The sequence below is a fragment of the Leuconostoc pseudomesenteroides KCTC 3652 genome (assembly GCF_014634745.1).
Lineage (GTDB): Bacteria > Bacillota > Bacilli > Lactobacillales > Lactobacillaceae > Leuconostoc > Leuconostoc pseudomesenteroides.
The window spans coordinates 49,646-70,311 of record NZ_BMBP01000004.1 but is presented as its reverse complement, the minus strand read 5'-3'; the positions used below and the strand labels follow the sequence as shown (position 1 = coordinate 70,311).

General features: G+C 40.4%; 25 protein-coding genes and 1 tRNA gene. 12 read left to right on the top strand and 14 right to left on the bottom strand.

The genetic code is table 11. The annotated features are described in order from the left end of the window. Positions 1-181: 181 nt before the first annotated feature. On the top strand, positions 182-946 hold the full coding sequence (locus IEU65_RS05890) for a WxL domain-containing protein (protein WP_010276159.1): 765 nt from the start codon (positions 182-184) through the stop codon (positions 944-946). Between the two features lie 46 nt (positions 947-992). On the opposite strand, the gene IEU65_RS05885 is transcribed toward IEU65_RS05890, so the two are convergent. Continuing rightward, the gene (locus IEU65_RS05885) at positions 993-1,847 is read right to left on the bottom strand and encodes an undecaprenyl-diphosphate phosphatase (RefSeq protein WP_010276163.1); all 855 of its coding nucleotides are present in this window, start codon (positions 1,845-1,847) and stop codon (positions 993-995) included. 142 nt (positions 1,848-1,989) lie between these two features. Between IEU65_RS05885 and IEU65_RS05880 the strand changes: the two genes are divergently transcribed. Next, positions 1,990-2,062, top strand: a tRNA-Lys gene (locus IEU65_RS05880). 43 nt (positions 2,063-2,105) lie between these two features. On the opposite strand, the gene IEU65_RS05875 is transcribed toward IEU65_RS05880, so the two are convergent. The 9 genes from IEU65_RS05875 to IEU65_RS05835 form a co-directional block, all read right to left on the bottom strand. Beyond that, on the bottom strand, positions 2,106-3,443 hold the full coding sequence (locus IEU65_RS05875; RefSeq protein WP_010276166.1) for a sensor histidine kinase: 1,338 nt from the start codon (positions 3,441-3,443) through the stop codon (positions 2,106-2,108). Beyond that, on the bottom strand, positions 3,440-4,138 hold the full coding sequence (locus tag IEU65_RS05870) for a LytR/AlgR family response regulator transcription factor (RefSeq protein ID WP_010276168.1): 699 nt from the start codon (positions 4,136-4,138) through the stop codon (positions 3,440-3,442). Before IEU65_RS05870 ends, IEU65_RS05875 begins: the two co-directional genes overlap by 4 nt. Positions 4,139-4,284: 146 nt before the next feature. Next, entirely contained in the window at positions 4,285-4,704 is a 420-nt protein-coding gene (locus tag IEU65_RS05865) for a hypothetical protein (RefSeq protein WP_010276169.1), read from the bottom strand. A 174-nt stretch (positions 4,705-4,878) separates the two neighbouring features. Beyond that, entirely contained in the window at positions 4,879-5,133 is a 255-nt protein-coding gene (locus IEU65_RS05860; RefSeq protein ID WP_010276172.1) for a hypothetical protein, read from the bottom strand. A gap of 80 nt (positions 5,134-5,213) precedes the next feature. Next, positions 5,214-5,852, bottom strand: coding sequence for a PAQR family membrane homeostasis protein TrhA (gene trhA / locus IEU65_RS05855; protein WP_010276175.1), 639 nt, complete (start codon positions 5,850-5,852; stop codon positions 5,214-5,216). Positions 5,853-5,952: 100 nt separating this feature from the next. After that, complete coding sequence (locus tag IEU65_RS05850) at positions 5,953-6,435, bottom strand: TspO/MBR family protein (RefSeq protein ID WP_010276179.1); 483 nt, start codon at positions 6,433-6,435, stop codon at positions 5,953-5,955. A gap of 107 nt (positions 6,436-6,542) precedes the next feature. Beyond that, positions 6,543-7,424: a DegV family protein gene (locus IEU65_RS05845; RefSeq protein ID WP_004911894.1), complete on the bottom strand. Its 882-nt coding sequence runs from the start codon at positions 7,422-7,424 to the stop codon at positions 6,543-6,545. Between the two features lie 15 nt (positions 7,425-7,439). After that, a complete protein-coding gene (locus tag IEU65_RS05840; RefSeq protein ID WP_010276189.1) occupies positions 7,440-7,778 on the bottom strand; it encodes a fluoride efflux transporter FluC in 339 nt (112 codons plus the stop codon). Then, complete coding sequence (locus IEU65_RS05835; protein WP_010276191.1) at positions 7,775-8,173, bottom strand: fluoride efflux transporter FluC; 399 nt, start codon at positions 8,171-8,173, stop codon at positions 7,775-7,777. The genes IEU65_RS05840 and IEU65_RS05835 overlap by 4 nt, the downstream gene beginning before the upstream one ends. 217 nt (positions 8,174-8,390) lie before the next feature. On the opposite strand from IEU65_RS05835, the gene IEU65_RS05830 reads away from it, so the two are divergent. The 6 genes from IEU65_RS05830 to IEU65_RS05805 all read left to right on the top strand — a co-directional run bounded on the left by IEU65_RS05830 (position 8,391) and on the right by IEU65_RS05805 (position 13,240). Then, positions 8,391-8,561 (top strand): hypothetical protein, encoded by a 171-nt coding sequence (locus tag IEU65_RS05830; protein WP_010276193.1) that lies wholly within the window; start codon positions 8,391-8,393, stop codon positions 8,559-8,561. Between the two features lie 15 nt (positions 8,562-8,576). After that, on the top strand, positions 8,577-9,212 hold the full coding sequence (locus tag IEU65_RS05825) for an NAD-dependent epimerase/dehydratase family protein (protein ID WP_010276195.1): 636 nt from the start codon (positions 8,577-8,579) through the stop codon (positions 9,210-9,212). A 380-nt stretch (positions 9,213-9,592) separates the two neighbouring features. Continuing rightward, complete coding sequence (gene trpX, locus IEU65_RS05820; protein ID WP_010276196.1) at positions 9,593-10,591, top strand: tryptophan ABC transporter substrate-binding protein; 999 nt, start codon at positions 9,593-9,595, stop codon at positions 10,589-10,591. After that, complete coding sequence (locus tag IEU65_RS05815) at positions 10,588-11,487, top strand: ABC transporter permease (RefSeq protein WP_010276199.1); 900 nt, start codon at positions 10,588-10,590, stop codon at positions 11,485-11,487. Before trpX ends, IEU65_RS05815 begins: the two co-directional genes overlap by 4 nt. After that, the gene (locus IEU65_RS05810; protein WP_010276203.1) at positions 11,480-12,235 is read left to right on the top strand and encodes an ABC transporter ATP-binding protein; all 756 of its coding nucleotides are present in this window, start codon (positions 11,480-11,482) and stop codon (positions 12,233-12,235) included. The genes IEU65_RS05815 and IEU65_RS05810 overlap by 8 nt, the downstream gene beginning before the upstream one ends. Positions 12,236-12,325: 90 nt before the next feature. After that, on the top strand, positions 12,326-13,240 hold the full coding sequence (locus tag IEU65_RS05805) for an L-lactate dehydrogenase (protein ID WP_010276205.1): 915 nt from the start codon (positions 12,326-12,328) through the stop codon (positions 13,238-13,240). Positions 13,241-13,311: 71 nt separating this feature from the next. On the opposite strand, the gene IEU65_RS05800 is transcribed toward IEU65_RS05805, so the two are convergent. The 3 genes from IEU65_RS05800 to IEU65_RS05790 are packed head-to-tail and all read right to left on the bottom strand — an operon-like array spanning position 13,312 to position 16,954. Beyond that, positions 13,312-14,268 carry an ABC transporter permease gene (locus tag IEU65_RS05800; protein WP_004911876.1) on the bottom strand — a complete coding sequence of 319 codons (957 nt, stop codon included), beginning with the start codon at positions 14,266-14,268 and terminating at the stop codon, positions 13,312-13,314. A gap of 2 nt (positions 14,269-14,270) precedes the next feature. Beyond that, a complete protein-coding gene (locus IEU65_RS05795) occupies positions 14,271-15,398 on the bottom strand; it encodes an ABC transporter permease (RefSeq protein WP_010276210.1) in 1,128 nt (375 codons plus the stop codon). Continuing rightward, positions 15,398-16,954 (bottom strand): ABC transporter ATP-binding protein, encoded by a 1,557-nt coding sequence (locus IEU65_RS05790; RefSeq protein ID WP_031940967.1) that lies wholly within the window; start codon positions 16,952-16,954, stop codon positions 15,398-15,400. Before IEU65_RS05790 ends, IEU65_RS05795 begins: the two co-directional genes overlap by 1 nt. 230 nt (positions 16,955-17,184) lie before the next feature. Between IEU65_RS05790 and IEU65_RS05785 the strand changes: the two genes are divergently transcribed. Together IEU65_RS05785 and IEU65_RS05780 are read left to right on the top strand one after the other, a co-directional pair. After that, complete coding sequence (locus tag IEU65_RS05785; protein WP_031941306.1) at positions 17,185-18,588, top strand: TrkH family potassium uptake protein; 1,404 nt, start codon at positions 17,185-17,187, stop codon at positions 18,586-18,588. 17 nt (positions 18,589-18,605) lie between these two features. Continuing rightward, positions 18,606-19,274, top strand: a complete 669-nt coding sequence (locus tag IEU65_RS05780; RefSeq protein WP_010292599.1) for a potassium channel family protein — start codon at positions 18,606-18,608, stop codon at positions 19,272-19,274. On the opposite strand, the gene IEU65_RS05775 is transcribed toward IEU65_RS05780, so the two are convergent. After that, positions 19,271-19,567: an HTH domain-containing protein gene (locus tag IEU65_RS05775; RefSeq protein WP_004911862.1), complete on the bottom strand. Its 297-nt coding sequence runs from the start codon at positions 19,565-19,567 to the stop codon at positions 19,271-19,273. The two genes, IEU65_RS05780 and IEU65_RS05775, sit on opposite strands and share 4 nt — an antisense overlap. Positions 19,568-19,702: 135 nt before the next feature. Between IEU65_RS05775 and IEU65_RS05770 the strand changes: the two genes are divergently transcribed. After that, complete coding sequence (locus IEU65_RS05770; protein WP_010292597.1) at positions 19,703-20,101, top strand: hypothetical protein; 399 nt, start codon at positions 19,703-19,705, stop codon at positions 20,099-20,101. Next, a complete protein-coding gene (locus tag IEU65_RS05765) occupies positions 20,098-20,604 on the top strand; it encodes a YbhB/YbcL family Raf kinase inhibitor-like protein (RefSeq protein WP_010292595.1) in 507 nt (168 codons plus the stop codon). The genes IEU65_RS05770 and IEU65_RS05765 overlap by 4 nt, the downstream gene beginning before the upstream one ends. The last annotated feature ends 62 nt before the right edge of the window (positions 20,605-20,666 follow it).

The following is a 20,666-nucleotide window of genomic DNA, read 5'->3' as shown; positions in this document are numbered from 1 at the left end:
GCCTAAATTACGACTTTTTTGTGCCCGTGAGCCTGTTGTTGTTTTTCAAAACAAATTTTGTAGAGATTTATGTTAAGAAATAGTTTCTTCACAACAAGTCACAAACTATTCGCAACTTGTTGACAATTTAGACCTACTCCCTTGTTACACTGAAAGCAAAGAAGAATCGAGGATAATGTCGATGAAAAAATATTTATTTGGGGCTCTAGGTATCTTAGCATTAGCAATTATACCTATCAATTTAGCAAATTCAGATGGTCACACTACCTCCAAAGCAACTGTCAGGTTGTCTGGTAAAAAGCCCATTACCGTGATAAATGACAATACTCCCGTACAACCGATAAACAACAATGCTTTAGCAACAATCGGCGCGGGTGATTTGTATGTCGCTTATGCATCTGAACTTAATTTTTCGCCCATTGTTGAAAATTTGGCTGGTAAAAAAAGCAAGGAAAGCTTGGTACTCAAAACTGATCACACCTTGTATCCAGCTTCAGACCAAGTTTTACTAAACAACAAACAAATCAATGTCAATCCCTTTGTTCAAGTTCACAGTGTCTCAGATGCTCACGTATGGTGCGCTTCCGTTATTCAAACCAGTGAATTTAAGACAGCTGATGGTGAAACTTTACCCAACGCACAACTAAAAGTTAGTACAACGGATGATAATTTGAGCGGAACGGAGTTAGGTGCTACCGCCAACACACGAGGGTATAATAATCAAGCATTTGCTGATGCTAACGCAATGTGTATGATTATGGGTGAAAAAACGACTGCTGCCGGAGATTGGACTAATACATTTGGCAACAAAAACAACAGTAAAAGAAACTATATCGTTGGTGGCTTTTCACTTGATATTCCTGCTGGTACAACTATCGTCAACAAGCAATATCAAGCAGAACTAACTTGGGTTATGAACGATGTGCCACTGGTATCATTATCATAAGCACAAAAAAATCCCTGACCATATCGTGTCAGGGATTTTTAATAGTTTAATGCATTGTCGTAATCACACCTGTCACACCAAGCAACAAGAAGATCACACCAACGATAATACGGTAGTAACCAAACGCCTTGAAGTCGTTATTTTTGATGTAATTCATCATGAACTTAATCGCAAACAACGCCACAATCCAAGATACTACGAAGCCAAAGAGCATAACCAAGCCTTGCATACCCGTGAATGAGCCACCTTCATGGAAGAATTTGAACATCTTCAATAACGTAACACCAAACATCACCGGAATTGATAGGAAAAATGAAAATTCCGCCGCGACGAAGCGCGAAGCACCAAGAATAATCGCCCCAAGAATCGTGGCACCTGAACGAGATGTTCCGGGTACTAATGACAAAACTTGGAACAAACCAATGTAGAGCGCTAGCTTAAACGTAATTTGATTGACGTCTGTAATTAAAGGTGCAATGCCTTTTTGACGATTTTCAATCACAATGAAGATCACACCATAAATAATCAACATCGCTGAAACAACCCAGAAATTCAGCAAATGTGCGTCCATGAAGTCATTCAGCAATAAACCAAAGACCACAGCGGGCAAAACACCAACTGCTACACGAATCCACAAACGCCATGTTTGGAACTTTTCACGGTCTGTTTTTTGAGATGAAAACGGATTCAGTTTGTTGAAATAAAGCTGAATCACGGCAAAAATGGCACCCAATTGAATGGCATAATCGAAAAATGGGGTGAAAGACTTCGTCCACACAGCGCCGCCGGGGATTTTCATCAGTGTTTCCGCCAAAATAATGTGCCCTGTTGATGACACTGGCAAAAATTCTGTCAGGCCTTCAACAATACCAATAATGATTGATTTAATCAGATCTAGCATGTGTCTAAACGCGTTCAAAACTGTTTATCAACAGTCAACGCTTTTCCTTCCATATTGAGAATAGTTCCATTTTATCATATTTGCTGCTTGCTTTTTCATAAATCACGTGGTATTATATTTATTGTTGTGAAACAAAAAATATGGTCAGCTAGCTCAGTTGGTAGAGCAACGGACTCTTAATCCGTGGGTCCAGGGTTCGAGCCCCTGGCTGACCACTATATCAGCTATCAGAATTAATTCTGATAGCTTTTTTTGTGCTTAGATGTCAAAAAATATAATGCTGACGTCATATTGAGAACCATTGGTTTGTTGTTGATACAAACCGTCGTATTTTTCGACAATTTGTTTGATATTTTTCAATCCAAACCCCTTTTGCAACCGGTCACGTCGACTATCGACTTCATCAACATTAAACGCATTGCTGACCTGAATCAATAATTTTTGATTGACTGCCTTAACCACGAGTGAGACGATTTTTTTGCCTTGACGATGACGCGCAACTGCTGAAAACGCATTATCCAATAAATTGCCAATCACAATTGCCAAAATATCATTAGGAATGGTTAAAGATTCCGGCACCAAAATTTGACTGTCTAATTGAATACCTTGTGCTTTAGCTAAATTATTTTTTTCATTGAGTAAATAATTAAGCAAGGTATTACGCGTAAAAAAATGCGTCCCTATCGTTAATCCTGACATACCATTTCGAATCAATGTCTTTGCTTGATCATAGTCGCCTTGTTCAATTAATCCCAATAAAACAATGTTTTGGTTGCGTAAATCATGTTTGATTGCTGTAATCTTTTCCCAATTAGCCTTAGTGAGGTTAATCGTCGCAATTTCCCGTTGCAAGATTTCATTTTCACGTTCAATTTGATGTAATTTCAAATAATAGATGTTTTGCCCTTGATAAATGACTAGAACAAAAATATTCAGTACCACAATAATGAGGACAACTAACCAAACCTTTTCAAACGATAAATCCACTGGATAATAAATGTCGCGCATGAAATAAAACAACACCACCGTTGACATATTGACCATTAAAATTAAGGTGATTTGAACAAACTGATTACGATTTGTGGTTTGGACAAGTGTTGGCTTTAACCAATACTTCAACATCAGTGTCGTGGCTACTACCAATATTAGTTCAATACCTGTACGTCCCCAAACACTAACGACATGCAACGATTGCAATAATGGCAATAATTGATTGAAGACAATATCACCAATAAACTGACTAGCGTAAAGCCCCTCAACCAAAATGCTCGTCCAAAAACAACTGGCTAACAGACTTGACTTAGCCGGAATCACAGCAAACCAGCAAAAACATACAACAATCAACAGTGACAATAGCAAACTAATGTCCAAATGCCACTGTTTGCCAATTTCATTTGACAATAATTGCACGAATCCTACATTATTTTGCGCCACTAAAAACCACAAGTAAAACAATAAACTACCCAAAATTCCGAGAGTGACACGCGTTGGCCGATAATTGATAAACAAGGATTGCCTAAAAAAACTGGCAACCATCCCCAACATAACAGCCAATAAAGTCAGATTACTGACATAAATTTCTACCATTAATTTCATGACATCATTTCCCTCAAAGCCGCCATAATGGCGATTTTAGCTTGTCTTTGATACTTGCGACTAATTGGAATTATGATCTCATCGTTTAGAATTAACGATTGATTTTTCAAATGCTTAACTGCATTGACATTTACAATAAAGGATTGATGAACCTGAACGAAACGATGATCTAATTTAGCTAATACATCAGCAGTAGTCATCGATGTTTCATAGATTTGGTCTCTTGTATGAATCAGAACCGTATGGCGATTTTTTTCAAAATATCTAATTTCTGTTAAATCCAAACTATGTGACGTACGATTGAAAGTGAAAGTGAATCGTCGACTTTGTAACCCTAAATAGTTGGTTAAGCGTTTCAACGATTGATTCATTTTTTCTTGTGTCAGCGGTTTGATTAAATAATCAAATGTGTGTAAAGCAAAAACATCTTCCATGTATTCCTTATAGCTGGTCACAAAAATAATAGGATTAGCGTTACCAAAATCCCTGATTTGACCTGCTAACACAACACCAGACATTTCAGGCATTTCAATGTCAAGGATGAAAAAGTCATAATAGTTATCAGCTAATGAAGCTAATAGTCGCAAAGGATTAGTAAAAACATCAACATCAAATCGCTTCATATCATAGTTGTGCAACAGTGTGTCAACTTGATTAGCTAATACGAGTGAATCATCACAAATTGCTACCTTCATAGATACCTCATTTTTTGTAATATACTAGCGCAATATCTAAAATATAATTTATTCTTTCATGTTATATATTAACAAGTAAAAACCGCCTTGTACACTAGGCGGCCATTAGCTTGATAGGATTATTTTTAATTAATTTCGTAATAAAATTATAATAAGACACTTTGAATGGTTTCCCAAACACCTTCTAGCAAATTCACATGACTTTTAACTGGTGATATCGCTTGATGCTTTAATGTCAAAGACTTAATCTTCGTCTTATCCTTAGCAGCAACCACTGGCTTCTTGGTATTCTCAGCTACCACTTGTCGAGCCGCTTTATCAATTTCCGGCGTCACTTGTGAAGTTGATAATCCTAATTTGCGTTGTGCTTGACTAACCGTTTCAAAGTAAAGACCTGCCTCACTTTTAGTCATATCACGCCCCAATTCTTCACTAAAAATTGCGCCTGTATCTGCATTAACATTGGCTTTCATTTGCTCAATACTGGCTGCATGTGGATGTACGGTTACCACACACATCCCTATTCCTAATGTAGCAATACTCAGTAATAATGATTTTTTAATCATTGTCTTATCCTCCTTTTTTGAACCAATGGGTCAACTACTTGCTAACCTTGCTTGGTACAAAATTAAGTATATCGACTCATAAAAATAATATTGATAAACCAGCACAATTGACCATTTTAAACACACACTTGACCGATAAACACACAATTTTTGTCAAAAAAAAAGCCTTTCGGCTCAATCTTCAACAGCATAATCATTAACATGTAAGGAATCAAGAAAGTCATTTGCGTCTTCTTTTGAAATGATGCCCTTTTCAATATTACCAGCAACAATTTTCTCAATCTCTTGACGAACTTGGTTTTTCGTACCGTCAGCGACGATAATCACCGTACGCTTCAAATCATCCTGCCAGGTAACGTTGACTGGCCCCCAAGTATCCAAGTGCTGATCAATTACCCATTGCTTAACGTGTGATTGTGTCAATGCCATATTTTCATTCCTCCTGCAATCATTTAACAGCTATATTATAGCTCAAAAACAATAATATCACATTGATTTTGTTTAAATTTTTAGAGTGAAATAAAGATACTGGCATACATCAAGCCAGCACCACCGAGTACGAAGAGGTGCCAGTAAACATGCCCCATAGGAATCTTAGGGATCAGATAAAAAATCGTGCCCGCAGAATAGGTTAAGCCGCCAGCCAAAAGCAACCAGAAGGCTGTGTGCGACAACACACCCCACAAAATCGGCATTGCCAAAATAATCAACCATCCCATCACAAGGTAAATGACTACCGACACCCATGGCCAGCGTCCCACAAAGAATAAGTCGTAGACAAAACCAGCAATCGTCATTGCCAAAATGGCACCCCAGATACTCCAGCCGACCCAGCCTTTAATCAGTAGCCAGGTGTACGGTGTATAACTGCCTAAAATCACCAGATAAATACCCGCATGGTCGAAAAATTGGAATACTTTGGCCGCACGCGTGAATACCAACGAATGAAACAAAGTTGATGCTAGCAAAAACAAGCCAACTGTGGCGATATATAAGATTATCGCTGTCAACTCAAAAGCAGATACTGGTCGTTGCAAGACATGAAATAGCAATGCGATGCCAGCAATCACGGCTAAAATAAAACCTAAACCGTGTGTTACAGCGTTTAATACCTCATAAACAATCAGGTAACGTTTTGAACGTTGCATTAGTAACCCCCGTAAATAGTTATGTGATTTAATTATACAACAAAACCGAGCCATTTTTAGAACGACTCGGTTGATTAACAGTTGACGAAACTGTCACTTTTTAATTTAAGATAGCCACGGCAATCGTGAGGTAAGTCGCAAACAAAATCCACGCCAAGTAAGGATACATCAAATAACTTGCCCACAATTGATTGCGCCTGAAGTTAACAATACAAGCAATTACCAAAGCATCCAATACAAGAATAATCGGCACGCCAATCCAGTAAAGGTTACCGCCAAAAAACACAATACTCCAGATAAAATTAACAAAGAGCTGTAACGCAAATATCAGTAAATTAGTCTTTTTGGCTGCTGCATGATACTGGCTAACTATGAGTAGATAGGCAGCCACACCAATTAATAAGTACAAAATTGGCCAAACAATCCCAAAAACAAAATCTGGCGGCGATAGTGGTGGCTGTACTAACTGATTATAAATTTGCTTAATGTCACCAGCCAACAAAGCCGATAACCCACCAATTGCTTCCACAACAACAACCGTTCCAACTAATAGGGCGACATGCTGCCATTTTTTTATTACCATCGTGATTTCCTCTCCTTTTAGTGTAACGCACCGCTTTCATTTACGATACTAAAAGACTCAAAAAGCATTGTCATCGATATGACAATGCTTTCTATTTTTGTTCTAAGTTAAATTAAATCTTCCCAATCATGTGCCCAGAGAACGCCCATAGCGCCGTCACCTGTGTGAACACCAATAAACGCACCTAATACCCCACGTTCAAATTTGACAGTAGGATACTCAGCCTGCAAATCTTTAAGCCACTTATCTCCTAATTTGGCGTCGTTTCCGTCGACTACAATGGCACGCACGGGATAATCGACTTCGGCTAATGATTGACGTAGCGTTTCTTTAATTTCTTTCAACGCCCCACTCATTTTTCTGGCCTTACCAACAGCACCAATCTTACCTTCATCTTGCACGTCCATTGATAATATCGGCTTAATATTGAGCAAACCGCCCACTAAGGCCGCACCACGTGACAAACGCCCTGTCCGTTGCAAATGTGAAATGTCATTAACCACAAAACGAACCACAATCGACTCGCGCAATTTCTCAAGCGCTACCATGATTTCATCTAGCGTTTTTCCTTTTTCAGCCATAGCAGCAGCCATTAACGCCTGCATGCCAGCGCCCATGACGGCAATTTTTGAATCCCATGCGCGCACATCAGACATACCTTCATAACTATCAGCGACTGCTGCAGCCGTTTGATAAGTGCCTGAAATACCTGATGATAATGTGACCAACAAAGCCTGATCGTAACCTGAGGCCTTAGCTAAATTCAAAGCTTCTTCCCAATCGCCAGGTGCTGGTTGCGAAGTCGAAGCAATTTGCTTCTTATCTTTCATCATCTTAACCAGCTCACCAAGGTCATGAATATCAACACTTTCTTTGTAGACTTCATCACCAAAAATGATGGGATCATTGACCTGAAAAATGTGATAACGATTCCGCGTTACCACTGGCATCGCTGATGAGGAATCAATAATAACTGCTATTTTACTCATGTGTTCTCTCCATAATTACAAAAAGGTGGCTAACGCAAATCCCAAACCAAATATGACCAACCCGCCAACCAGTTGTATCAATAAATACAGTAGCTGTTGCACGGTAGCATGTTGTTCACTTTGGGTCATCATCGTACTAAATGTCGTCAATCCGCCTAGTACACCGGTTGACCAAAAATGATGCAAGGCATTAGTAGCGCCTGTTGCCATTAGTATGCCCATAAAAAAAGCACCAACCATATTAACCGCAAAAATAGCTGTGAGGTACTGTGGCTTAGTCGACCAAAATGTGACCGTTAAGTATCGCAACATTGTCCCTAATCCTGCACCAATCGCAACAATTAGTAATGTCATGAACGCACCTCACTCACTTTACGACCAAACTTTTGACCAATTTTGAGCATAATCAAGCCACCACCCAATGTTAAGACAACATAGATAATGGCATTTGTCATGCTCGTTAAAGCCTGCTGGTTAACTTGCAAAATCATCGTACTAAAAGTTGTGAAACCTCCGATTACCCCTGTGCCAATAAAAGTTTGCCACGGTTGTAATCGGCTCTCACGATTCGCAAGATACGCGCCAAGTGATGCAAGCAAAAACGTTCCTATCCAATTAATCAGCATTGTCATCACTGGCATAGCACCAATGCTTGGCACTAATCCCAACAGATATCGTGCGCTACCACCAATGGCACCGCCAATACCAACTACTATTAATTCAGTTAAGAAGCCACTCTGTTTTTGCATATCCTCTATTTTAACAAATCGACTTTTGATAAGCCAGATATCTGTCTATCCCTTCCGACAAATGTTCTTCATCTATATTACACCAGTACGGCCTATTTACAAGCGATTAACACCTCTTCATACAGAACTGTTACTTTTTTGCGACCCGTTCCTCATTTCACGATTATCAAGGGACTCGTGTTAAAATAGTAATTGTAATATATTTAAGGAGATTATCATGAAAAAAAGCACCGTGTACGTCGTAATACTAGCATTAGTTTTGATGTTTGTCTCATTGATTAGTTGGATTATGAAGCAATCTACATTTGCTATTTTAGCTTCTAACTTAGGATTATTGATTTTAGCGATTTCATATATTTGGGACAATCGCAACAATATGCTTAAATAATGGTGAGGTCAGCCAATGATTGAAAAGAAACAAAAGATTGTCATTGTAGGTGGTACTGGTTTCGTTGGTCAGGGTTTAATTAAGTATTTGTCGTCCGACTTATTTGAGGTGCACAGCATTTCACGACACTCATTCAACGGTAAACCAGGCGATCAAACACAGTATCATGCAATTGATCTCAGTGAAAGCGAACAATTACGTCCTATTGTGAGCGATGCGGATTGGGTAATTGATGCTGTTGGTATTCTGTTACCCAACCCATTAAAGAATCAAACCTACCAAAACAGCAGTTATGAACCAGCTCATCAACTGATTCATTTATTAGCTCAGGAAGTCAAACCAAAGTTTCTTTTCATATCAGCAAACGCTGGACCCTTCTTTATGCGACCTTACTTAAAAGCCAAACTAGCCGTGGAGCGCGAAATGGCGCAAGTACTACCTGGTCGCGCTTTTGCAGTTTATCCGGGTATTATTTTTGATCCCGCGCGCCAAAGTTCATATTGGCCAGGTGTGGCCTTGACCCATTTGAAAAGTATCGCCTACTTCAATAAATTTCGACCGGTTGACAGAGCTGAATTTGCCAAAGAAGTGGCCGGCATTTTGACAGGCAAATCTAGCCCCTTGTTGCGTCGTACTGTGAATAAAATATAAGATTTTGTTAGTTTATACACAGTTCTTAACTAGATGTGCCACCACTGTTTGTATTATCACACAAAAGATTTAATAATTATCTTAACAATATGCTTGACAACTCATCAAATTCTTAGTATCCTTATTTCATAAACAACTCGGAGATAAATCATGCAAAAAGTTTCAGCACAATTTAGTAACGCTTGGTGGCGTCGGTAAATCAGCTTTTCGGTAACGGACAAGCTGAGACAATCAGTTTTGTCCATACCGACGACTTTTGCATTACTTTGAGTCTGTATGGCAATCAACACGCCATGCAGACTTTTCTTTTGACCTTGGAAAGCTTTGTGTGGCTTCCCAAGGTCATTTTTTATGAAGAGAACAGTTACGGAGATTATATTATGAACAAGCGTTTAGCAGCAGTCATTATCATCATTGTCGCATTTTTGGGTGTCGCATTTTTCCAAACATCCAAGCCTCAAACCGCCAAAAAGCAGTACATACCAACGGTCGGCATTCTACAACTAGTAACCCATCCGGCACTGGATCAAATCCACAAAGGTGTCGTCGCTGGTTTGGCTCATGAAGGCTACACCAAAGGCAAAATCAAAATTGATTATCAAAATGCGCAAGCAGATCAGTCTAATTTGAAGACCATGTCACAGAAATTTGCCAACGAAAATGCTGATTTAACCGTTGGTATTGCGTCTCCTGCTGCCTTATCTTTAGCTAAAACAGCTGACGGACAAACACCCGTTATTTTGGCCGGCATTACTGACCCTGTCGGAGGAGGCTTAGTAAAATCAACACAACGCCCAGGTAAAAATATTACTGGTACGTCAGGTGATTCACCTCTTCAACAGCATTTAGATGTGATTAAAGAAGTTGTCCCAGCTGCCAAAAAACTTGGCATTATCTATACAACTTCTGATCACGGTGGCGAATATAATGCCAAAAAAATGGCAACTTTAGCTAAGAGCCAAGGCTATGACGTCAAAATGTACACGATTGCCACAACCAACGATATGCAACAAATTGCTGAAACCATGGCAGGTCAAGTCGATGTTGTCTACGCCCCACAAGATAACGGTGTTGCTTCAGCCATGAAAACCCTAATTAATGTCACAAATCAAGAAAAAATTCCAGTCATCCCCGCAGTTGATACAATGGTTAAAGACGGTGGTTTAGCTACTATCTCAGTAAGCCAATATGACATCGGCTACCAAGCCGGTATCATGGCTGCTAAAGTCTTGAAAGGCAAAAACCCCGCCACATACCCTGTCAAAACCATCACTAAGGGGGTACCCGTTGTCAATGAAAAGCAAGCTAAATTATTAGGAGTCACACTACCGCAATCTCTCGTCAAAGATGCTGAAAGTAAAGGAGAAGTAATCAAATGAGTATTATCGTTTCAAGCATTGGTCAAGGACTACTTTGGGCCGTATTAGGGGTCGCGCTTTTTCTCACATTTCGTATCTTAAATTTTCCTGATATGACTGTTGAAGGCTCATTTCCATTGGGCGCAGCTACTGCTGTAGCTATGATTGCCCACGGCGTGAATCCCTATTTGGCAACCATCAGCGCTTTTATTGTTGGTGCAATTGCCGGTTTAATCACTGGTCTACTTTACACAAAAGGAAAAATTCCTATCTTGTTAGCTGGTATCTTGGTTATGACAGCCTCGTTATCCATCAATTTACGCATTATGGGGTCAGCTAATATTTCATTGCTCAACCAAAAGTCACTCTTTTCGGCCGCTTTCTTGCGGCACCTGCCTAAATATTTTGACTCTGTATTGGTTGGCTCTGTCATCATTGCAATTATCACCATCGCACTGATTTTCTTCCTCCAAACTGAACTCGGACAAGCTTTCATTGCCACTGGCGATAACCCTAATATGGCGCAATCAATTGGTATCAAAACTGATCGGATGACCATCATGGGACTGATGTTATCAAATGGTTTAATCGCTTTTGGCGGGGCTGTCATTGCTCAAAATAATGGCTACGCTGACATTAACATGGGCATTGGTATTATTGTTATTGCCCTAGCCTCAATCATTATTGGTGAAGTTGTCTTTGGCGAATTAACATTAAATGAACGACTTGTTGCCGTGATTGTTGGTTCGATTTTATATCGTTTGGTCTTGCTGGCTGTCTTGCAACTTGGCTTTAGCACTAACGATTTGAACTTAATTTCTGCCTTTGTATTGGCTTTGGCTATGATGTTGCCACAAATTCGCCACGCGCTGAAATTAGACACTATGCTTAAAAAAGGAGTTGCCCCTCATGACTGAACCTGTTTTTTCACTTAAAAATGTCGTTGTGACTGTCGGTGAGAATACCGAAATTCTCAAATCGCTTAACCTTGATATTTTTGACGGTGACTTCATTACTGTTTTGGGCACCAACGGCGCTGGAAAATCAACCCTTTTCAACGCGATTGCTGGTAATTTACCGATTAGTACGGGTCAAATTTTGCACCATAATCACAACATTGCCAACGAATCTGCCGTAACACGCACCAACTATATCGCTCGTGTTTTTCAAGATCCGAAGATGGGGACAGCGCCTCGAATGACTGTGGCCGAAAATTTATTGCTCGCTGAAAAACGAGGCGCTAAGCGTCGTTTGCGCAGTCGAGGCCTGACAAAAGAAAAGCTCAATGAGTACGCCACTATTACCAAAACCATGGGTAATAACTTAGATACACGTCTACAAACAGCCACCGGTGATTTATCTGGTGGTCAGCGACAGGCTTTAAGCTTCTTAATGGCAACGCGCGTCAAGCCAGAGCTACTCTTACTAGACGAACACACGGCAGCGCTCGATCCAAAAACATCAGAACAACTGATGTTAGCCACCAATCAGCAGGTCACGGAGAATCATTTAACTGCTTTGATGATTACTCATAATCTAGCAGATGCCTTAGAATATGGTAATCGCCTCATTATTTTAAATGCTGGTCAAATTGTCCTTGATGTTCGTGGTGAAGATAAAGATATGCTTACTGAAGAACAAATTCTAAAGTATTTTATTGCTTAACGCTTAAAATGTGATATTAGCAAGGAAATTCTAACTTATTAAGTGTATAATTTAATTCATATTTAATGAAAATGAATAGGTGGGGTTTTTATGCGTAAAGTAGGAATAGTTGGTATCGGTCATGTGGGCGCAACCGTCGCACATTTGATTGTGTCCCAAGGTTTAGCTGATGAACTAGTGCTGATTGATAAGAAACCAGAAAAAGTGGCCTCTGAAGCATTAGACTTCAGCGACGCCTCAAGTCTTTTGGATAAACACATTGATGTGCATGTTGGTGATTACCCTGATTTAGCAGATGCAGATGTTGTCATTAGCGCACTTGGTCACATTCATCTCATCAAACCAGATGGTGATCGCTTTGGTGAACTCAAAGCAAACTTGCCAATGGCCAAGCAGGTCGGTGCTGACTTGAAAGCAGTCGGCTTTAATGGTGTATTGTTAGCGATTAGTAATCCTGTTGATGTCATTACTGGTATCTACCAGCAAGCTACCGGCTTGCCAAGTGCACAAGTTATTGGGACAGGGACTTACCTTGACACAGCGCGACTCAAGCGCGTCTTTGGCGAAGCGCTAGGTGTCGACCCGCGTAGTGTCAACGGCTATGTATTAGGTGAACACGGTGCCTCCCAGTTTGCCGCTTGGTCAACAGTTAATGTTATGGGTCAAAATGCCCGTACGTGGGCAGCAGAAAAATCACTTGATTTGGATAAATTAGAAAATGACGCTCGCGTCGGTGGCTTCACTGTTCATTCTGGTAAAGGCTATACGAATTTTGCCATTGCCCACGCTGCTGTTTCATTGCTACAAATCATTTTGTCTGATGCACGAAAAGAAGCGATTGTTTCTCACTATAACGAGGATTTTGATGGCTATATTTCATCTCCAGCGATTATTGGTCGTGGCGGTGTTGTCGCTAACTTTGATTTGCCACTAACTCCCGAAGAACAAGACAAGTTGGCAGCCAGCGCGAAAGCTATTCAAACCAAAACCACAGATTATTCTTAAATCGTAAACCCTTCTCGCGAAGGGTTTTTTACATCAAAAAAACATGCCATTTTGACATGCTTTGAAGGGTATTAAGCTGCTTTAATATAATTAACACCATCTGCTTTTGGCGCTCGTGTCTTACCAAAGAAGAAGACAAGCACGACAATTGTCAGTACGTAAGGTGCAATTTGTAACCAGATTGATGGGACATTCTTCAATCCCGGCAATTGTGCACCCACAACTGCAAGTGACTGTGATAATCCGAAAAATAATGAAGCGCCCATGGCACCTAATGGATTCCATCGGCCAAATATCATGGCCGCCATAGCCACGAATCCTTGTCCCACGATAGTGCCGACACTGTAATTAAGTGAAATTGACTGAGCAACTACTGCACCACCAACACCACCTAAAACACCAGAAATCATCACACCAGAATATCGCAAGCGGGCAACATTTAGACCTAGCGTATCCGCTGCTTGTGGATTTTCACCAACTGAACGCAAGCGCAAGCCAAATTTTGTTTTGAAAATGATATACCATGATAGAACAGCCACGATAATTGCTAACCATGCCGGTGCTGATGTTTTCTCAAAAAAGATTGGTCCAATAAACGGGATTTTATCTAAAACAGGTACGTTAGCATAACCAAAGTCTTGCGAAATAGGTTCGGTTTGTCCTTTGCCATAGATGACTTTAATCAAAAAGACACCCAACGCTGGCGCCATCAAATTAATAACAGTACCAGAAATAATGTGATCAGCTCGCAAAGTGACCGTCGCCACTGCATGTAAGAGTGAAAAGACTAATCCAACAATCGCACCAGCAACCAGACCAAGCCAAGGGGTCAACGTGCCAAAAGTATTTGCAAACGTAAGATTGAACACAACGGACGCAAATGCACCCATACCCATGATACCTTCCAAACCAACGTTGACCACACCACTACGTTCCGAAAATGTGCCACCAATTGATGTAAATATCAGTGGTGCTGAATAAACCAATGTACTTGACACAACTAATGTAAGAATCGCTACTAATGACATGTTTATTCACCACCTTTCGCTTGTTTGCTAGCAACTTTGGCCGACTTTTTAGCAGCGTCTTGAGTTGCTGCCTTTTCATCCATAGCTTTAATGCGCTTTTGAATCAGACGGATTAAGTAGTTTGCGCCAACGAAGAAAATGATTGAGGCAATCACAATATCTACTAATTCAAATGGCACACCTGAACTCATTGGCATACCTAGGCCGCCAATTTTGAGCACTGAGAATAGCGCAGCAGCACCCAAGATACCCAAATATGAACCACCGCCCAACAATGCAACGGCCATACCATCAAATCCGATAGATGGTGAGCTATTTTGTGTGAAGAAGTTAAGATAGTTGCCAAGTCCCTCGATTGTACCTGCTAAACCAGCTAAACCACCAGAAATTGCCATCGCAACAACTGCTGTTCTTTTTGCCGAAACACCAGCATATTTAGCGGCGTCGGGGTTCAAGCCAACAGCGGTAATTTCAAAGCCTAATGTTGTCTTTTTCATGACAAACCAAACTACCACTATCATAATTAACGCGATAAAGATGCCCGTCGAAACGCTTGAACCTTGTGTCAAATCTGTCAGCCATTTTAATTGAAGTGAGGCATTATGCCCGACTTGTTTCGTCGTTTCAGCAGATTCTTTGATGCTTTTTGCCATCGTATTTTGCAAAATATTGTTACCCAAAAAGAGCAAAATATAGTTCATCATGATGGTGACAATCACTTCACTAGCACCAAACTGTGCGCGTAGCCAACCCGGAATTAATCCAGCAACGGCACCCAAAGCAGTACCTAAAATTAACGCACTGGGAATCATCACAAATGCTGGCATATCAGGGAAACTTAGCGCATACCATACAGCGCCTACCCAACCAGCTAATGCCTGCCCAGATAAGCCAATGTTGAAGAATCCCGCCGTTGATGCAACCGTGAATCCCAAGGCAGTCAATATCAACGGTGTCATTTGCGTCAGGACGCCACCAATGTCTTGCATTGACCCGAACGCCGAACTAATTAGCGCAATATAACCTGAAATAGGGTTATACCCGAACACTAACATAATGATAGCGCCGACAATCAACCCAAACAATACAGAAAACAGTGCAACTGAAAAATTATTTTTTTGCACCACCATTAGACTGTCACCTCTTCTTTCAACGCTTCACGCGCTGCTTCCAAACTCATGCCAGTCATCAACAAACCTAATTCTTGTTTATTTGTCTCCTTGGCGTCTACAATACCAACAATTTTACCAGCATTAATGACAGCAATCCGGTCTGACAAATTTAATATTTCATCTAATTCAAAACTCACTACCAGAACCGCTTTTCCAGCGGTACGTTGATCAATCAATCGCCGATGAATATATTCAATTGCACCAACATCCAAACCACGCGTCGGCTGAGCTGCGATAATCAAGTCATTGTCACGATCTAATTCTCGCGCGACAACAGCTTTTTGCTGATTACCACCTGACATTGAACCTGCTGTCACATGAATACTTGCTGCACGAACATCAAATTCTTTGACTAATTTGTTAGCCAACTTATCCATTTCTGCTGGCTGTAAGACACCAGATTTGGAAATTGGTTGCTTATAGTAAGTTTGTAATGACAAGTTTTCTGACAAGGTCATGTCAACTTCCATGCCAAAACGTAAACGGTCTTCCGGTATATGCCCAACGCCAGATTCCGTGATTTGACGTGGTTTTTTGTTCGTCACGTCCTTACCATTCAATGTGACATGGCCGGACTTAACCTTGGTTAACCCTGTAATCCCTTGAATTAGTTCAGTTTGACCATTACCATCAATACCGGCCAAACCAACAATTTCACCAGCTTTAACTTCAAGACTGAAATCTTTTACAGCGGCAACGCCACGTGCATCATCTACTTCAATATTGTCAATCGCCAACACTGTTTGTTTTGGGTGCGCAGGTTCTTTTTCCGTTTTGAAGCTCACTTCACGTCCAACCATCAAATCAGCTAATTGTTGTGATGAAACACCAGCAACTGGGAATGTCTTGATAGACTTACCAGCACGGATAACCGTTACGCGGTCAGCGGCAGCACGAATTTCATCCAGCTTATGGGTGATTAAAATAATTGACTTGCCTTCTTTGGCTAAATTGTGCATAATTGCAATCAATTCATCAATTTCTTGTGGTGTCAAAACCGCCGTAGGCTCATCAAAAATCAAAATATCAGCACCGCGATATAAGGTCTTTAAAATCTCAACACGCTGTTGTTGTCCCACAGATATGTCTGAGATTTTAGCCATTGGATTAACTGCCAAACCATATTGGTCTGACAAACTTTGGATTTTTTTAGCCGCCGTTTTGGTATCTAATGAGAGTCCTTTTGTAATTTCCGATCCTAAAACAATGTTCTCCGTCACTGTAAAAGCATCTATCAACATAAAATGTTGGTGAACCATACCAATACCTAACGAATCTGACTTTGAGGGTGAATCTACCACTACTGGTTGTCCATTAATTAAAATGTCCCCACTAGTTGGTTGCAACAACCCTGTTAAAATATTCATTAATGTCGATTTGCCGGCACCGTTCTCACCAAGTAACGCGTGAATTTCACCTTGTTGGACTTGTAAATTGATGTCATCATTGGCAGCAAAATCGCCAAACTTTTTGACGATGTGTCGCATTTCAATGACTGGTGTTGATTCGGTCATATATCATCCACTTCTTTCTATTCATTTGTAAAAATTCCGCGGACAAATGCTGTTCGCGGAAATTCCTTAAAGAATATTATACCATGTTCTATAAACACATATATTTCATTATTTTTACCTATTGCTAAACGCTTTTCAATCGTGAAAATGGCAATAAAGTGACTCAACATATTCCCCCATACCAACTAATAAACCCTCATCAACCTTATTAGATGCGTTATAATAAGAGCATGTCTAGAAAAATCGACCTGCCCTCCGCTGCGGAAATGCGGAAATTCCATGATTATTCACAGCGACGTTTTTTTTGGTCGCGTATTTCAATGCCGCAACGACTGTCGTTAGGTTTTTTAACCGTGATTACAGTTGGCGCACTATTATTGATGCTACCCATCAGTTATGTTGGTGGTCGTGATCATACATTTATGGATGCCTTATTCACTGCCACTTCTGCTGCATCTGTTACTGGTCTCACCGTTGTTGATACAGCAACCCATTGGACTACGTTCGGGCAAACCATTATCATGATTTTAATCGAAATTGGTGCTCTTGGATTTATGTCTTTTTCAGTATTGTTATTTACGGCCACTCGTCGGCAGATGGACTTGCGCAGTAAAATGATGGTGCAAGAGGTCTATAATTTACAAAGTCTATATGACACACGTGCCGTCTTTGGCTATGTGATTAAACTTTCGATTGCAATTCAATTCATTGGCACTATATTATTAGCACCCTTTTTTATTCATGATTTTGGTTGGGGCCGTGGTGCTTTTTATGCAATCTTCCATGCCATTTCTGCTTTTGGTAATTCAGGTTTTTCCATTTTGCCAAAAAACACTGCCGAGTATGTCAACCAACCCTTTGTGTTAGCGATTATTGCGGCCTTAGTCATTGCTGGTTCGTTAGGATTTTTGGTTTGGCGTGACGTGTTATTGTATCAAAAAACGCATCGTCTAACACTTCATTCAAAGTTAGCTTTGGTCATGACCGGCGCTTTAATCATTGGTGGTTGGCTTTTGTTCGAATTAACTGAACGCAACTTAGCGTTTGCCAGTGGCTTGTCACCCGTCATGCGTGTTTTTGATACGCTATTTATGTCTATTTCGTATCGTACCGCCGGATTTACACAGTTTGATGTCGGTGGTCTTGGGTCTGCCACTATTCTATTGACCATGATGTTAATGTATATTGGTGGTACGCCGGGCTCGACCGCCGGCGGTATTAAGACAACAACTCTTGGTGTCTTAATTTTACAAACGCATGCTGCTTTACGTGGCAAAAAAGATGTCACATTTGCTCATCGGCGCTTGACCCAAGAAAATATCATGCGAGCGTTGTTATTAGTTTGTGTGTCACTTGTTTTTCTTGGTATTCTGTCGTTTATGTTGATGCTCACTCAAAGTCATGCCGCCAACCACGGTCTGGAATATGTTATTTTTGAGGTGGTCAGTGCCTTTGCCACTGCTGGTTTGACACTTGGTCTCACGCCACATTTGACGACTTTTGGGCAATTGGTCATCATGTTAGCAATGTTCATTGGTCGTGTTGGTATTTATACCGTTATGTTTTCAATTTTGAATGTTCATGACGAAGCCGCACCGTATCGCTATCCCGAAGAATCAGTCATTATCGGATAAAAAATTTGAGGTAAATTATGAAACAAACTTACGCTATTATTGGACTTGGTCGATTCGGCGGTGCCCTCTTACAAACACTGATCGCTAACGGTCAGGATGTGATGGGTATTGATATTAATGAAGAAAATGTCAACGATTATCGTGATATTGCCACACAGGTAGTTGTCGCAGATGCACAAGAAGATGATGTCTTACGAAAGCTTGACATTGCAAGCTTTGATCACGTTATCATTGCCATTGGTCATAACATGCAAGCCAGCATTCTAGCTACCATCAACGCCAAAGATTTAGGCGCCAAAAATGTTATTGCTAAAGCGGAAAATCATACCCATTTGCGTGTGCTCACAAAAATAGGCGCTGATGTCGTTGTGCAACCGGAACGCGAGATGGGCGAACGAGTGGCACGCAAACTATTAGCGCCCAACATGTTAAACTTTATAGAGTTATCTGATGACTATTCAATGGCAGAAATACAAATTGTCAATCCTGCTTTTTACGGTCGTTCGATCAAAGACCTCAACATCCGCAAAAAATTTGGTCTGAATGTGATTGCCGTCAGGCATGCTAACGAAGTCATCGTTGCCCCAGAGGCAAGCTACACCCTTCAAGAAAAAGACATTGTATCAGTCGTTGGTCCTAAAGATATGGTTGATGACTTCGACCAAATTACCAATCAACTTAATTAAATGCCCTCATCTAGCTGATTGATCTTATCAAACACGGCAAACAAATTATCCATTTCGGTTAAACGATACTTTTTAGAATTACGATCAAAAATAATTTCAGACTTAACTGGTTCACCAATTTGTAAGTCATGCAAAAAAGTCCGTATTTCTGAAATATCGCGTTGAACTGTCTTGCGCCCAACAAAAAACATGTCTTCGATTTCTTCTATTGAAAGCTCACGATGACTAATGAGTGATGAATATAAGCGTAAGATGCGTTGTTTGTCATTAAAAATTGTTTTCCGTGCTGCCATGATTTTCCCCGATTCAAAAACTAGTTTTATTGTATCAAATAAAACGTTTGTTCGCTATTCCAGTCTCATGACAAAAACAACCATTCCCATCTTAGATAAGCATGTTCCCTGCATTTTCAGGAGAAAGGACATATAATGTCTTTATTCGATATTTTCAAAAAAAAGCCCACTGAGAAAAAGCTTGATACAATATCTGAACCCGAACCACAAGCGCCTAAAACATGGCGCAATACTAGCGATGCCAATGAATTTTTTGAGGGTTATCAAGCAGCCATTAAGGCGCTTGAGTCCGAAGGTAAATCAGCATCAGCCGAAACGTTGCGCGCAGACAAAACCCAACTTCAACTGGATTTTATCGACCGCTTTGAAGTTGAAACACAACGTCAAATTACCAAAGTTACTGACATAGATGAACAGACTGATGCCATTATTAAAGCGATTGCAACCGTCCGCGCATATAACGCTGACATGCCAATCCAAGTTCGCACCCGTCTCGCACAAGCCAAAAAAAATTTGATTGGAGAAACAAAATGAAACTTAACGTTACATTAGAAAATCAATTATTACCCAATATTTATGCTAAATATGCCCCAGATAATTATCGTACCAATGGCATGCCTACTGTTAACTTTCCAGTCAATATTAGCGACATTCCCACGGGCACCGTATCATTATCAGTGAGTTTAATTGATTACGACGCTGTACCTGTAACTGGTTTCCCTTGGATTCACTGGTTAGCTGCTAACTTACCCGTTGCCAATATTCCAGAAAATTTGCGTGCAACCGGGACAGCTACTTTTGGTACAAATTCTACTTGGCACAATGTCCAAAAAATGGGTGAAACAGCTAATCCTGATATCAACCAAGCTTATATTGGCCCAATGCCACCCGACAAAACACACCAATATACGCTAACTGTGTTTGCCTTAGACACCAAATTAGATTTACAAGACGGATTCTTTCTGAATGAGCTGCGTAACAAAAGTCAAAACCACGTGCTTGCAACTGCAATTCTTGATTTACCCGCTCGCGCTTAACACTTCTTCGGAAGTGTTTTTTTTATGCAATAATTCAACGCTTATTCACCTTTATCATGCAT

What these genes read in the sequence shown, in the direction of transcription:
- IEU65_RS05890 (WP_010276159.1), top strand. Translation starts at nt 182, where the DNA reads ATGAAAAAATATTTATTTGGGGCTCTAGGTATCTTAGCATTAGCAATT.
- IEU65_RS05885 (WP_010276163.1), bottom strand. Translation starts at nt 1,847, where the DNA reads ATGCTAGATCTGATTAAATCAATCATTATTGGTATTGTTGAAGGCCTG.
- IEU65_RS05875 (WP_010276166.1), bottom strand. Translation starts at nt 3,443, where the DNA reads ATGAAATTAATGGTAGAAATTTATGTCAGTAATCTGACTTTATTGGCT.
- IEU65_RS05870 (WP_010276168.1), bottom strand. Translation starts at nt 4,138, where the DNA reads ATGAAGGTAGCAATTTGTGATGATTCACTCGTATTAGCTAATCAAGTT.
- IEU65_RS05865 (WP_010276169.1), bottom strand. Translation starts at nt 4,704, where the DNA reads ATGATTAAAAAATCATTATTACTGAGTATTGCTACATTAGGAATAGGG.
- IEU65_RS05860 (WP_010276172.1), bottom strand. Translation starts at nt 5,133, where the DNA reads ATGGCATTGACACAATCACACGTTAAGCAATGGGTAATTGATCAGCAC.
- trhA (WP_010276175.1), bottom strand. Translation starts at nt 5,852, where the DNA reads ATGCAACGTTCAAAACGTTACCTGATTGTTTATGAGGTATTAAACGCT.
- IEU65_RS05850 (WP_010276179.1), bottom strand. Translation starts at nt 6,435, where the DNA reads ATGGTAATAAAAAAATGGCAGCATGTCGCCCTATTAGTTGGAACGGTT.
- IEU65_RS05845 (WP_004911894.1), bottom strand. Translation starts at nt 7,424, where the DNA reads ATGAGTAAAATAGCAGTTATTATTGATTCCTCATCAGCGATGCCAGTG.
- IEU65_RS05840 (WP_010276189.1), bottom strand. Translation starts at nt 7,778, where the DNA reads ATGACATTACTAATTGTTGCGATTGGTGCAGGATTAGGGACAATGTTG.
- IEU65_RS05835 (WP_010276191.1), bottom strand. Translation starts at nt 8,173, where the DNA reads ATGCAAAAACAGAGTGGCTTCTTAACTGAATTAATAGTAGTTGGTATT.
- IEU65_RS05830 (WP_010276193.1), top strand. Translation starts at nt 8,391, where the DNA reads ATGAAAAAAAGCACCGTGTACGTCGTAATACTAGCATTAGTTTTGATG.
- IEU65_RS05825 (WP_010276195.1), top strand. Translation starts at nt 8,577, where the DNA reads ATGATTGAAAAGAAACAAAAGATTGTCATTGTAGGTGGTACTGGTTTC.
- trpX (WP_010276196.1), top strand. Translation starts at nt 9,593, where the DNA reads ATGAACAAGCGTTTAGCAGCAGTCATTATCATCATTGTCGCATTTTTG.
- IEU65_RS05815 (WP_010276199.1), top strand. Translation starts at nt 10,588, where the DNA reads ATGAGTATTATCGTTTCAAGCATTGGTCAAGGACTACTTTGGGCCGTA.
- IEU65_RS05810 (WP_010276203.1), top strand. Translation starts at nt 11,480, where the DNA reads ATGACTGAACCTGTTTTTTCACTTAAAAATGTCGTTGTGACTGTCGGT.
- IEU65_RS05805 (WP_010276205.1), top strand. Translation starts at nt 12,326, where the DNA reads ATGCGTAAAGTAGGAATAGTTGGTATCGGTCATGTGGGCGCAACCGTC.
- IEU65_RS05800 (WP_004911876.1), bottom strand. Translation starts at nt 14,268, where the DNA reads ATGTCATTAGTAGCGATTCTTACATTAGTTGTGTCAAGTACATTGGTT.
- IEU65_RS05795 (WP_010276210.1), bottom strand. Translation starts at nt 15,398, where the DNA reads ATGGTGGTGCAAAAAAATAATTTTTCAGTTGCACTGTTTTCTGTATTG.
- IEU65_RS05790 (WP_031940967.1), bottom strand. Translation starts at nt 16,954, where the DNA reads ATGACCGAATCAACACCAGTCATTGAAATGCGACACATCGTCAAAAAG.
- IEU65_RS05785 (WP_031941306.1), top strand. Translation starts at nt 17,185, where the DNA reads ATGTCTAGAAAAATCGACCTGCCCTCCGCTGCGGAAATGCGGAAATTC.
- IEU65_RS05780 (WP_010292599.1), top strand. Translation starts at nt 18,606, where the DNA reads ATGAAACAAACTTACGCTATTATTGGACTTGGTCGATTCGGCGGTGCC.
- IEU65_RS05775 (WP_004911862.1), bottom strand. Translation starts at nt 19,567, where the DNA reads ATGGCAGCACGGAAAACAATTTTTAATGACAAACAACGCATCTTACGC.
- IEU65_RS05770 (WP_010292597.1), top strand. Translation starts at nt 19,703, where the DNA reads ATGTCTTTATTCGATATTTTCAAAAAAAAGCCCACTGAGAAAAAGCTT.
- IEU65_RS05765 (WP_010292595.1), top strand. Translation starts at nt 20,098, where the DNA reads ATGAAACTTAACGTTACATTAGAAAATCAATTATTACCCAATATTTAT.